Origin of the sequence: Shewanella fodinae, from assembly GCF_014651955.1 — a bacterium.
In the GTDB taxonomy this organism is placed as follows: domain Bacteria; phylum Pseudomonadota; class Gammaproteobacteria; order Enterobacterales; family Shewanellaceae; genus Shewanella; species Shewanella fodinae.
In genome coordinates this window covers 36,337-49,197 of sequence record NZ_BMXW01000002.1, presented here as the reverse complement: position 1 = coordinate 49,197, position 12,861 = coordinate 36,337, and the positions used below count along the sequence as shown (strand labels likewise).

General features: G+C 47.8%; 12 protein-coding genes. 6 read left to right on the top strand and 6 right to left on the bottom strand.

The window, feature by feature from the left end; all coding sequences use genetic code 11:
• Nucleotides 1–3 precede the first annotated feature (3 nt).
• Nucleotides 4–1,119, bottom strand: a complete 1,116-nt coding sequence (gene apbC, locus IE064_RS02400; protein WP_189616098.1) for an iron-sulfur cluster carrier protein ApbC — start codon at nucleotides 1,117–1,119, stop codon at nucleotides 4–6.
• Nucleotides 1,120–1,270: 151 nt separating this feature from the next.
• Here apbC and metG point away from each other — a divergent pair, with 151 nt between their 5' ends.
• Entirely contained in the window at nucleotides 1,271–3,316 is a 2,046-nt protein-coding gene (gene metG / locus IE064_RS02395) for a methionine--tRNA ligase (RefSeq protein ID WP_268244730.1), read from the top strand.
• A gap of 94 nt (nucleotides 3,317–3,410) precedes the next feature.
• Here the strand turns inward: metG and IE064_RS02390 are convergent, their stop codons facing one another.
• The gene (locus IE064_RS02390; RefSeq protein WP_189616087.1) at nucleotides 3,411–4,163 is read right to left on the bottom strand and encodes a Nif3-like dinuclear metal center hexameric protein; all 753 of its coding nucleotides are present in this window, start codon (nucleotides 4,161–4,163) and stop codon (nucleotides 3,411–3,413) included.
• Between the two features lie 205 nt (nucleotides 4,164–4,368).
• Between IE064_RS02390 and IE064_RS02385 the strand changes: the two genes are divergently transcribed.
• Nucleotides 4,369–4,683, top strand: a complete 315-nt coding sequence (locus IE064_RS02385) for a hypothetical protein (protein ID WP_189616077.1) — start codon at nucleotides 4,369–4,371, stop codon at nucleotides 4,681–4,683.
• 47 nt (nucleotides 4,684–4,730) lie between these two features.
• Here IE064_RS02385 and IE064_RS02380 read toward each other — a convergent pair whose 3' ends face one another.
• Nucleotides 4,731–5,198, bottom strand: a complete 468-nt coding sequence (locus tag IE064_RS02380; RefSeq protein WP_189616075.1) for an outer membrane lipoprotein — start codon at nucleotides 5,196–5,198, stop codon at nucleotides 4,731–4,733.
• Nucleotides 5,199–5,252: 54 nt separating this feature from the next.
• On the opposite strand from IE064_RS02380, the gene aat reads away from it, so the two are divergent.
• From aat to infA, 3 genes are read left to right on the top strand one after another with little or no spacing between them, the layout of a single operon-like run.
• Entirely contained in the window at nucleotides 5,253–5,963 is a 711-nt protein-coding gene (aat, locus tag IE064_RS02375) for a leucyl/phenylalanyl-tRNA--protein transferase (protein ID WP_189616073.1), read from the top strand.
• On the top strand, nucleotides 5,908–6,687 hold the full coding sequence (locus IE064_RS02370; RefSeq protein ID WP_189616071.1) for an arginyltransferase: 780 nt from the start codon (nucleotides 5,908–5,910) through the stop codon (nucleotides 6,685–6,687). Before aat ends, IE064_RS02370 begins: the two co-directional genes overlap by 56 nt.
• Before the next feature lie 55 nt (nucleotides 6,688–6,742).
• Nucleotides 6,743–6,961 carry a translation initiation factor IF-1 gene (infA, locus tag IE064_RS02365; protein WP_037439960.1) on the top strand — a complete coding sequence of 73 codons (219 nt, stop codon included), beginning with the start codon at nucleotides 6,743–6,745 and terminating at the stop codon, nucleotides 6,959–6,961.
• A gap of 143 nt (nucleotides 6,962–7,104) precedes the next feature.
• On the opposite strand, the gene clpA is transcribed toward infA, so the two are convergent.
• Together clpA and clpS are read right to left on the bottom strand one after the other, a co-directional pair.
• Nucleotides 7,105–9,363 (bottom strand): ATP-dependent Clp protease ATP-binding subunit ClpA, encoded by a 2,259-nt coding sequence (gene clpA, locus IE064_RS02360; RefSeq protein WP_189616069.1) that lies wholly within the window; start codon nucleotides 9,361–9,363, stop codon nucleotides 7,105–7,107.
• A 30-nt stretch (nucleotides 9,364–9,393) separates the two neighbouring features.
• Nucleotides 9,394–9,702: an ATP-dependent Clp protease adapter ClpS gene (gene clpS / locus IE064_RS02355; protein ID WP_133039095.1), complete on the bottom strand. Its 309-nt coding sequence runs from the start codon at nucleotides 9,700–9,702 to the stop codon at nucleotides 9,394–9,396.
• A 352-nt stretch (nucleotides 9,703–10,054) separates the two neighbouring features.
• On the opposite strand from clpS, the gene cspD reads away from it, so the two are divergent.
• Nucleotides 10,055–10,261: a cold shock domain-containing protein CspD gene (cspD, locus tag IE064_RS02350; RefSeq protein WP_133039094.1), complete on the top strand. Its 207-nt coding sequence runs from the start codon at nucleotides 10,055–10,057 to the stop codon at nucleotides 10,259–10,261.
• A gap of 101 nt (nucleotides 10,262–10,362) precedes the next feature.
• Here cspD and IE064_RS02345 read toward each other — a convergent pair whose 3' ends face one another.
• Nucleotides 10,363–12,588: an NADP-dependent isocitrate dehydrogenase gene (locus IE064_RS02345; protein WP_189616067.1), complete on the bottom strand. Its 2,226-nt coding sequence runs from the start codon at nucleotides 12,586–12,588 to the stop codon at nucleotides 10,363–10,365.
• Between the last annotated feature and the right edge of the window lie 273 nt (nucleotides 12,589–12,861).

Below are 12,861 nucleotides of genomic sequence, written 5' to 3'. Positions count from 1 at the left end.
GCTTTATTCTTCCTCAGAAATCGCAATAGAAACCGTACTTTGTTGCTGTTGCAATGCTAACGAGGCTGCCACTTTACGCGCGATATCGCGATAGATAGCGGCCACTTCGCCGTCAGCATCGGCCACAACGGTCGGAACACCTTGGTCCATATTTTCCCGAATATTGCCGTTCAGTGGCAGCGCCCCCAACAACGGCACGTTGTAACGCTGAGCAATACGAGCGCCACCGTCACTGCCAAACGGATATTCTTTATGACCACACTCTGGGCACAGGTAGAAACTCATGTTTTCCACTACACCAAGCACCGGAATATTGACCTTTTCAAACATGGAGATGCCCTTTTGCGCATCAGCCAAGGCAATATCTTGCGGAGTAGTCACAATCACGGCACCACTCACTGGCACTTTCTGTGACAATGTCAGTTGGATATCACCGGTGCCTGGTGGCAAATCGATAACCAGATAATCTAGATCTTGCCACAAAGACTCATTCACCAATTGCAACAGGGCACCCGCTGCCATTGGACCACGCCAAACCGCCGCTTGATCATCCGTCAGCAGAAATCCGATACTCTGAGCGCTGATGCCATGAGCATTGGCACAGGTCATATACTTACCATCGGGAGACAACGGCCGAAAATCAGTAACACCTAACATCATGGGGACTGATGGACCGTAAATATCAGCATCCAGAATGCCTACGTTGGCACCTTCTGCCGCCAACGCCAGTGCCAAGTTCACCGCAGTGGTAGACTTACCCACGCCGCCCTTACCAGAAGCCACCGCAATCACTTGTTTCACATTCGGGATAGGCGGAATATTGCCCGTCGCAGAGTAAGACTTCACTTTAAAGTCCATCTCGGCTTCGACTTCATCAATACCGTCAATTTTAGCTAACGCCTGAGTGAGCGCCATGACAGTGTCACGATATTGGGTTTCACAAGGATAGGGATAAACCATTCCGAGCTGCAGTTGCGTACCGTTCATTGCCAGTTTGGTAACACAACCGGCATCGACCAGTCCTTGTTTAAGATAAGGATCCTGATAAGCATTAAGTGTGGCGAGTACTGGACCAAGAAGCGCGTCACTAAGACGATAGTCCTGAGATGCAGAAGACAAAATATAATCCCCTTCAGATAAAGTTGACCAAGTGTACCAGAAATTATCTGCTGATTTGGAATAGATTTACTTCATCCAGCTCACACCATGATGAAAATAGCCGAGGGATCGGTTAGTATCTAGGCCATTATTTTCATGGCTATTTAAGCAGATTAGAAACAAGATGTCAGATTCTAAACGCAAGATCCTCGTTACCAGTGCTTTACCTTACGCCAACGGTTCCATCCATTTGGGGCATATGCTGGAGCATATTCAGACCGATATCTGGTCACGCTTTCAAAAACTGCGTGGTCATGAGTGCTATTACATTTGCGCCGATGATGCGCATGGCACTCCCATCATGCTCAAAGCTCAGCAGATGGGCATGACACCGGAACAGATGATTGCGGAAGTAAGCCAAGAGCATCAGGCGGATTTTGCCGGATTTAATATCCGCTATGACAACTATCACAGCACTCATAGCCCGGAAAATCATGAAATTGCTAATGAAATCTACCTAAAACTGCGCGCCAACGGTTACATCAAGCAGCGCACTATTAGCCAACTTTATGACCCAGAGAAGCAGATGTTTCTGCCTGACCGTTTTGTTAAGGGCACTTGTCCGAAGTGTAAAGCGGAAGGCCAATATGGCGATAACTGCGACAACTGCGGTGCGACCTATAGTCCGACAGAGCTGATTAATCCGCGTTCTGCCGTGTCTGGCGCAACCCCGGTACTGAAGGAATCCGAGCATTTCTTTTTCGATTTGCCCGCCTTTGAGGAGATGTTGAAGAGTTGGACCCGTTCTGGCTCGTTGCAAACCGAGATCGCCAACAAGCTGAATGAGTGGTTTGAACAAGGGTTGCAGCAGTGGGATATCAGCCGCGATGCGCCTTATTTCGGCTTTGAAATTCCCGATGCACCCGGTAAATATTTCTACGTGTGGTTGGATGCGCCTATCGGCTATATGGGTTCATTTAAAAACCTCTGCAACAAGCGTCCAGAGTTGGATTTTAATGAGTTCTGGGGCCAAGACTCCAGCGCGGAAGTGTATCATTTCATCGGCAAAGACATCGTCTACTTCCACAGTTTGTTCTGGCCGGCGATGCTTTATGGCAGTGGTTATCGGCAGCCAAACAGCGTATTCACCCACGGTTATGTGACAGTGAATGGTGCCAAGATGTCCAAGTCCAAAGGGACCTTCATCAAAGCACGTACATACCTGGAACATCTAGATCCTGAATACCTGCGTTATTACTACGCCGCGAAACTCTCTAATGGCATTGACGATCTTGACCTCAACCTAGAAGATTTTGTCAGCCGGGTGAACTCAGATTTGGTCGGCAAGCTAGTCAACTTGGCTAGCCGCACCGCAGGTTTTATCACTAAGCGCTTTGATGGCAAGCTGGCCGCCGTTAGCGATAAGTCACTGCAAAATACCTTCCTTGCAAAAGCCGAAGTGATTGCTGAGTTGTATGAAAATCGGGAGTACAGCAAGGCGATCCGCGAAATTATGGCGCTGGCGGATCTGGCAAATGCCTATGTCGCCGACGAGGCACCTTGGCAACTGGTGAAAGCCGATGAAACTTTGACTCGCGCTCATGAAGTGTGTTCAAACGCCATCAATCTGTTCCGTATTCTCAGCACTTACCTGAAACCGGTGCTGCCACGACTAGCGAGCGATGTGGAAGCATTCTTGGCGTTGGAGCTCACTTGGGACGGTTTAAGTCAGGATCTTGCCGGGCATGTTATCAATCCATTTAAACCTATGATGCAACGCGTAGAAATGGATAAAGTGCAAGCGATGGTCGAAGCCTCCAAGGAGAATCTGCAAACCACAGCAACCGCGCCACAGCCTGAAGCATCACCATTGACAGCAGATCCCATCGGCGCCGAAATTGCCTATGATGATTTTGCCAAAGTCGATTTACGGATTGCCTTGATTAAACAAGCAGAGCTGGTCCCCGAAGCAGACAAGTTGCTGAAGCTACAACTGGATATTGGCGGTGAAACTCGCCAAGTATTTGCCGGTATAAAATCCGCTTATAATCCAGAAGATCTGGTGGGTAAGCTTACCGTTATGGTGGCAAATTTGGCTCCGCGCAAAATGCGGTTTGGCATGTCTGAAGGCATGGTACTGGCGGCGGGCCCTGGCGGTAAGGATCTATGGATTTTAGAACCGCATGCAGGCGCACAACCCGGAATGCGAGTGAAGTAAGTCACTTTGCGTTATCTATTGAAAAGGCCGCGACTGCGGCCTTTATCATTATTCAGTTGTTATTATTCAACTTAGATCATTCAAACATATCGTCCTAAACGGGATTATCAATATCAATAAATTTGTGTTCCAAGCCAAACTGCCGCGCCAAGTGTTCTCCGAGTGCCTGAATGCCATAGCGTTCAGTGGCGTGATGCCCCGCTGCATAGTAATGGACGCCCTGCTCTGCGGCACTATGAAATGTCCGTTCTGAGACTTCACCACTGATAAACGCATCAACACCAAGGGCACTTGCCTGATCGATATAATCCTGTGCGCCACCGGTACACCAAGCCACAGCGCGAATAACCGTATTAGAGGCAGGCAAATGCAATGGTGCCCGTCCAAGTCTCTTGGTTATCCATTCAGTAAGACCTTCAGGAGACATCTCTTGTGACAGTTGTCCTCGCCACAGCAACTCTTGTGGTAAATCACTCACCGGTTGGGTTTTCTGTAACCCCAACTGATGTGCCAACATGACGTTATTGCCCACATCTGGATGTGCATCTAGCGGTAAATGGTAGGCGAACAGATTAATATCGTGCGCTAACAAAGCCTTGATTCGCCGCTGTTTCATACCCACCAGTACCTGCGGTTCACTTTTCCAGAAAAAGCCATGGTGTACCAATACCGCATCCGCCTGCCAGGAGATAGCAGCATCAATGAGTGGCTGACAAGCCGTCACGCCCGTCACAATTCGCTTTATCTGCGATCGGCCTTCCACTTGCAGGCCATTGGGGGCGTAATCCCGAAATTTCTCAACCTGCAAAAATGTTTGTAGATATGTTTCTAGTTCTGCTCGTTGCATATTATTGTCCAGTACGAAGAACTGCTGCTATTGATGGTAACACAGGTAAAGGATGCGGGCTGCAGCCTTTGCTATTGCCTCAGTTATTGGGGAAAACACAATCATTCCAACAATTTCCGCCCATAAATTGGACATTTACAGAATTTGCCCGATAAAATTACAGTTACAAGCTAAAGTCACTAAAGAAATAATATGGATTAACGCTATGACAACACTGACTAAAGAAGAGGTAATCAGCCAGCTGGAAGCTCAGCTCAGTGCCAAAGAAGGCAAAAAAGTCACCATTGAACAAAGCGGCAGTTGGTACAAAATTGATGGTGGAAAGTCTTTACGTTTCAGCGAATTAGAACTGATGCTGACACCAGACACCAAAAAATCTGCATCAAGTCCTAAAACACCAGCAAAATCCGTGACAAAGCAGGTAACAACCGCGACCAGTAACGGCGGGAAAACACCTAAAGAAATCTGGCGCGAGAAACTGGCGGCTAACCCAAGCAACCAGTTACCCCGTGGTTTCTGAGACCCATATTGAATAATAAAAGGCGTCGCTACAGACGCCTTTTATTTTTACATGGCTTTATCAACACGCACGCTGCCTTTTAAGTAGACAACCCGGACTTCATCACCGGGGTTAAATAGCATGCCAGGATCCTTATCCTGAATGATCATCACCTGTGTGTTGTCTTCTTGGCGTATCATCAGCTCAATTAACTGTGTCTGCCGATAATAGCTGCCACGACCACTGTTATTGCCAATGCCAGCACCCACAATTGCGCCTAATACTGTAGTAATGTCACGACCATGACCACTGCCAAATTGATTGCCAATAACGCCACCCAGTAAAGCCCCGCCAAAAGTACGCCAGCCGCTGTTTTTATCTTCCACCAACTGCTGTTGAGTGATATCCCGGACCGACTCCACTTGACCATACAACACTTTTTCAACAGGTACGGCCTGATTACGATCATAACCTGCTTGTGCTGAAGCTATCAGCACTACAGATAACACAAATACACTGAATAATGTTTTCCACATAGCCGGATTTCCGCTAATTTAATAGGTAAGCCCGTTAACCAATAATACGCAATCGTGAACTCGCTGTCTTTTATTAATCATATAACGGATCCATTTCCTTCGCCGGAGCTGGCACTGAAGGATCCCAATGGTTTGCTCGCTATTGGTGGTGATTTACACCCACAACGATTATTGAATGCGTATTACGAAGGTATTTTTCCTTGGTTTAACCAGCATGATCCCATTCTTTGGTGGTCACCAGATCCCCGTGCCATCTTTGTCCCCGGCAGTGTAAATATTGCCAGAAGTTTACGTAAGTATCTGAGAAAAAAAGCATGGCGTATCACCATCAATCATGCTTTTGCCGATGTCGTTGCGGGTTGTGCCATGCCTCGTCCTGGACAAGATGGAACCTGGATTACCAGCGAAATTCGCTTAGCCTATCAAGAGCTACATCGCCTTGGCCGCGCCCATTCCTTTGAAGTCTGGCAAGGTGAACGCTTGATTGGCGGATTGTATGGACTGGATGTGGGCCAGGTATTTTGTGGTGAATCGATGTTCCACCGAGAAACCAATGCCTCAAAGGCGGCGTTTATCGCCTTGCACCAACATGCTCTGGTAAAGGGTTACAAACTGATCGATGCTCAGGTAATGAATCCCTATCTGTTATCTCTTGGAGCCAAAGCAATTGAGCGCAAACAGTTTTTAGCGTTACTTTATCGTTATCGCGATGGTGAAGCGATGCCAGGAAGTTGGAGTGCGAGTGAGGTACATCTTGAACTCTGATCCGCAAACAGTTGCCGTGGGGATTACCCCTGAGTTCAGTTGCAGTTACTTTGCCGAGCGCCAAGAACAATTACTGGTCATCAAGCAAGAACTATTGCAGTTGCCACTTTATGAAAGGCTGTTGGCAATGGGATTTCGTCGCAGTGGTGATGCCGTGTATCGGCCACGTTGTCCTAATTGCGATGCCTGTCAGTCGCTGCGAATACCGTTAACTGATTTTACTCCATCTAAACGTCAGAAACGCACACTGGCACATAACCGCGATATTGAAGTCCGCGTAACCAATAGCTACAGTCCAGTACATTATGCCCTGTATGATCGTTACATTCGGGCGCGGCATCATGACGGCAGTATGTATCCTCCAACGCCGGAACAATATCAACATTTTCTGCAATGCCAGTGGATAACAGCGCACTTTATTGAGCTCTACCTTGATAAACAGCTAGTTGGTGTTGCAGTGACCGATATTCTGCCCGACAGCCTATCGGCGGTTTACAGTTATTTTGAACCCGAAATGGAAAAGCGTTCCCTTGGAGCCTTAATGATCCTCCATCAGTGTCAATTAGGGAAACTCTGGGGGAAGCAGTATCTTTATATGGGATATCAGATAGATAACCATCCGAAGATGGGCTATAAGCGATTGTACCGCCCTTATGAAATTTTGACCGAACTCGGCTGGCAAAAAAATGATTGTCCAGACGCCAACCCTTTACACACTCGGTAATTTGCGGCATGATACGGCGGTTTTTTACCTACCAGGCTAACAGGACAATTTATTAATGGCGAAAGAAGACAGTATTGAGATGCAAGGTACCATTTTGGAAACCTTGCCAAATACGATGTTCCGGGTGGAATTGGAAAATGGTCACGTGGTGACTGCTCATATCTCCGGCAAAATGCGTAAAAACTACATCCGAATTCTGACTGGTGACAAAGTTACAGTTCAATTGACTCCATACGATCTGAGCAAAGGCCGCATCGTATTCCGCGCACGCTAATCATCTTCTTCATCGACAACCTGGCACTTTAGCACTGCTATAAGTGTTTATGGCGGGTATTACCCTGCGATTGCCTGATGTACCGGATTTTCTGCATAAAAAATGGCTGCCTATTGCAGCCATTTGCGTTGAGTTAGTAAACGTTAGGAGACTTTTTCTAGCGTCTCTATCTGAATATCGAGTTCACCGTCTTTGACATCAACACGGGCAATACCACCCGCCTCCAGTTTGCCAAACAGGATCTCGTCAGCCAATGGCCGTTTAAGCAGGTCCTTGACAACCCGAGCCATTGGCCTGGCCCCCATCGACTTATCGTAGCCTTTCTCCGCCAACAGGGTTCTGGCTTCGTCACTGACTTCCAAGGTAACGCCCTTCTGGTCCAACTGCGCCTGCAGTTCTACCAAGAATTTATCCACCACCTTGGCAATAATGGTCATATCCAAACTGTTGAACCAAATAATGGCATCCAAACGGTTACGGAACTCTGGTGAAAAAATACGATTGATTTCAGACATTGCATCTGAGCTATGATCCTGTTGCTTGAAGCCGATAGATTTACGTACAGTTTCCTGAACCCCGGCATTGGTAGTCATGACCAATGTTACATGGCGGAAATCTGCTTTGCGGCCGTTGTTATCGGTCAGCGTGCCGTGGTCCATCACCTGCAGCAACAAGTTATAGATATCTGGGTGTGCCTTTTCGATTTCATCCAATAACACCACGCAATGCGGGTTTTTAATAACCGCATCGGTTAACAAGCCGCCCTGATCAAACCCCACATATCCTGGAGGTGCCCCGATAAGACGCGATACGGTATGACTTTCCATGTATTCCGACATGTCAAAACGTACCAACTGCAAACCAAGACATTGTGCTAACTGGTTAGTCACCTCGGTTTTACCAACACCCGTTGGGCCGGCAAACAAGAAACTGCCCACGGGGCGGTTGTCATTACCTAGACCACTGCGCGCCAGACGAATCGACGCACTCAAGCTTTCAATCGCTTTATCTTGACCAAACACCACCATTTTGAGGTTGCGCTCAAGATTTTTCAGCATCTCTTTCTCGGTAGATGAGACTGATTTTTCTGGAATACGCGCCATTTTGGCGATGACGGCTTCAATTTCTGGCTCACCAATTGTCTTTTTACGGCGACTTTGCGGCATCATGGCCATGCGCGCGCCCGCTTCATCAATGACATCAATCGCCTTATCAGGCAAATGTCGATCATTGATATGGCGGTCAGACAATCTAGCAGCACTGGCCAACGCTGCATGGGTATAACGTACATTGTGATGCTGTTCGTAACGGGACTTCAAACCCTCAAGAATTTTGGTGGTTTCAGCCACGCTCGGCTCGACAATATCCACCTTCTGAAAACGCCGGGCTAATGCCCGATCCTTTTCAAAAATACTTTGGTATTCCTGGAAGGTAGTTGATCCCATACAGCGCAGACTGCCGGATGATAACAGCGGTTTCAATAGATTAGACGCATCCATTACACCACCAGAAGCCGCGCCAGCACCGATAATCGTATGGATTTCATCAATGAATAGGATAGCGTTGTGATCGGAAGTCAGTTCCTTGAGTAGACTCTTAAAGCGCTTTTCAAAATCGCCACGATACTTAGTACCCGCCAGCAATGCGCCCATGTCCAGTGAATAGACGGTAGCATCTTTGATAATTTCAGGTACAGCGTTATTCACTATCCGATAGGCCAAGCCTTCAGCTATCGCCGTTTTACCAACACCCGCTTCACCGACCAGCAATGGATTATTTTTACGTCGACGGCACAGGATCTGAATCGAACGTTCAATTTCATTATCACGCCCAATCAGCGGATCAATTTTGCCTTGCAACGCCAACTCATTCAGATTGCTAGCAAATTGCGACAACATGCTGCGCTCTTCAGCATTTTCACTCTGTTCTTCAACATTCTCTTGAGCAGGGTTGTTATTGCTATCTTCATTTTTAGCAACGCCATGCGAGAGATAGTTCACCACATCTAAGCGAGTGACATCACAGCGTCGCAGCAGATAAACCGCCTGCGATTCCTGCTCACTAAATATCGCCACCAACACATTGGCACCCGTGACTTCATTGCGTCCGGAGGACTGCACATGAAATACAGCACGCTGCAACACCCGCTGAAATCCGAGCGTTGGTTGTGTCTCCCGATCATCGCCTAGATCAGTGATCACTGGCGTTGTCTGAGCGATAAATGCTGCGACGTCCTCTCTTAACTTGTCGATATTGGCACCACAGGCCAACAACGCATCCCGGGCTGCGGGGTTATCGATAAGTGCCAACAACAGATGCTCAACCGTCATATATTCATGCCGGGCATCCCTGGCCTGCTGAAACGCCAGGTTCAAGGTCACTTCTAAATCTTTGTTCAGCATACGCACCCCCTAACCACAGTGATAGCTTATTTACGCTTTCTCTAACGAACACAGTAACGGATGTTGGTTTTGCCTGGCAAACTGATTTACCTGAACCACTTTGGTCTCAGCAATCCCGAACGGATACAGCCCACAGACTGCTTTACCTTGATGGTGTACCATCAACATCAGGTTGGTGGCCTCCTGTTCATTTTTACCAAAAAACAGCTGAAGAACTTCTATGACGAAATCCATAGGCGTGTAATCGTCGTTATTCAAAATGACCTTATACATTGGTGGTGGCTGCAGCTCCTGCTCAATGCCACTCTCCAGTTGTTCAATTTGACCACTTTTGCTCATACTTCAATATTAGCCTCTGTCCTCGACCCACACCAATTGGTTGAGTTAGCGACATGCTGGAAAATAAACTTGATCTCGCTCTCACTATAACGCGCTTCTGACAAAGTTGTCTAAGCCCATTATCAGACAAAATATGGCCTAACATCGCAGCATTCAATCCCTGATATCAATACAATAGCGTATGCAGTAACGTCTGGTTTAAATTTTGGCCAAATGTAGTGTTGATTTTTTGTTAATTTAACACTTGACTTCCAATGTAACTGCTTACATCCTGTACAGCGAGTGGTGAACAGTCGGCCATGTTCAGTGTCGACAGTTTAGTTGGATGCAGACATAAGAAGGAAGTAGATGTATGGCAAGCGGAACTGTTAAGTGGTTCAACAACGCCAAGGGATTCGGGTTTATCTGCCCTGATGAAGGTGGTGAAGACGTATTCGCGCACTATTCAACCATTGATATGGATGGCTATCGTACACTGAAAGCCGGCCAGCCAGTTGAATTTGAGGTTGAGAAAGGTCCAAAAGGCATGCATGCCTCGTCCATTTCTCCCGCTAAGTAAAAACTGAAAATATTGTATAAAGGCGGGTAATTACCCGCCTTTTATTTTGAGCAATAAAAGCTAAGAGGCAGCTATTGTCATAACTGCCAATGCCAAACATTTCAAGCGGTCATCAATGCGTTCAGCGTTGCACTCGGGCGCATAGCGGCAGCTGCCAACTGATGATCTGGGCGATAATAACCACCCATGTCAACAGGGTTCCCTTGTACACCATTTAGCTCGGCCACAATCTGTGCTTCCTTAGCAATCAGCGCTTCAGCTAATGGCGCAAAATGCTGCTGCAAGGCGACATCTTTATCCTGGTCCGCTAACGCTTTGGCCCAATACTGCGCCAAGAAATAGTGACTACCACGGTTATCTATTTCACCGACTTTGCGTGAAGGCGACTTATTTAAGTCGAGGAATTCCCCAATCGCTTTATCCAAACAATCGGCCAAAACCTGGGCTTTGGCGTTACCTGTGGTCTGGCTCAAATGCTCCAGTGAAGCACCGAGTGCCAAGAACTCACCCAGAGAATCCCAACGCAAATGGTTTTCTTCAATAAATTGCTGCACATGTTTAGGCGCACTACCGCCGGCACCGGTTTCAAACAGGCCACCACCATTCATCAACGGCACGATAGATAACATCTTGGCACTGGTTCCCAGTTCCAGAATGGGGAATAGATCGGTAAGGTAATCGCGCAACACGTTACCGGTCACCGAAATGGTGTCCTGACCTGCTTTCATGCGGGTTAACGATAACCGGGCTGCCGCCTTGGGTTCCAGGATCTGGATATCCAAGCCACTGGTATCTTCTTCTGGTAGATACGCTTTGACCTTAGCAATAACCTGCGCATCATGAGCACGATTTTCATCCAACCAAAATACCGCTGGAGTATTTGACAACCGGGCACGACGCACGGCTAATTTAACCCAATCACGGATCGGCGCATCTTTCGCCTGACACATGCGCCAAATATCGCCTTGCTCTACTTCGTGGGCCAGCAACACTTCACCAACAGCATTGAGCACTTTCACCACCCCGGCAGCCGGTATTTCGAAAGTTTTGTCATGGCTGCCGTACTCTTCTGCTTTCTGCGCCATCAATCCCACGTTGGGCACAGTGCCCATCGTCGCCGGGTCAAAAGCCCCATGCTCTTTACAGAAATTGATAGCCTCTTCATAAACGCCAGCATAGCAACGGTCCGGGATCATCGCTTTGATGTCATGCAACTGCCCATCAGGTCCCCACATCTTGCCACCAGCGCGTATAGCGGCGGGCATAGAAGCATCGATAATGACATCACTTGGCACATGCAGGTTAGTGATACCCTTGTCGGAGTTTACCATTGCCAGTGGTGGCTGAGCCGCATAAATCGCCGCAATGTCCGCTTCAATGGCGGCTTTCTGGGTAGATGGCAGCTCGGCGATACGAGCAACCACATCGCCAAAACCGTTATTAACATCGACACCAATCGCTTTAAAAGTATCGGCATGTTTGGCAAACAGCGCCTTGTAATAGGCTTTGACAGCGTATCCGAACAGCACAGGATCAGACACCTTCATCATGGTGGCTTTCAAATGCAGCGACAGCAACACACCTTCTGACTTTGCAGCAGCGATCTGTTGCTCATAAAAAGCACTAAGTTCACGGACACTCATTACCGAGGCGTCGATGATTTCCCCAGCCAGCAACTTAAGCCCCTGTTTCAGCGTGATTTTGTGACCATCGTGCTGCTCCAACACAATGGAGACCGTGTCAGCAGCAGGCAGAGTGACCGATTTTTCGCTGCCATAGAAATCACCGTGGTCCATATGAGCCACATGGGACTTAGAATCTTTACTCCAAGCCCCCATAGAGTGAGGATGTTTGCGAGCATATTGTTTGACCGATAACGGCGCCCGGCGATCGGAGTTACCTTCACGGAGTACCGGGTTCACGGCACTGCCTTTGATTTTATCGTAGCGAGATTTAGCCTCTTTTTCTTCCTCGGTTGCAGGCTCTTCTGGGTAATCCGGCAAGGCATAGCCTTTCGCCTGCAGTTCTTTGATGCAGGCTTTCAACTGTGGAACTGAGGCACTAATATTGGGCAACTTAATGATATTAGCTTCTGGTGTGGTCGCTAGCGCACCGAGTTCCGCAAGGTGGTCACCAATCTGCTGCTCTGCCGTCAAACGCTCCGGGAAAGCCGCGATAACGCGACCCGACAGTGATATATCACGGGTTTCAACATTGATCCCAGCAGTTTTGGTAAAACGTTGAATAATAGGCAGCAGTGACAAGGTCGCCAACGCAGGCGCTTCATCTGTTTCCGTATAGATGATGGTGGGAGTTTTATCGGTCATTTTGGGTCCTACGTTCGTTTGCAAGAAAGAGAGACAACTGCATCCCGTTTTAAACTTTGTCTTAACTATTAATAAAATGCCCTTCTATCAATCGGTTCGACAAGAAAATCCACGCGCTAAAAACGGGCTTCAGATCACATTTTGGCGAACATCATAGAGCATTCCGCCCAAGATTCAAATTCCGGCAGGCGATGGCAGTCCTTAGACGAATGTCGCAGATATGATAAGATCTCCCTTATTTTTATCTGAGATCCCGTCTTCACATCATGACGT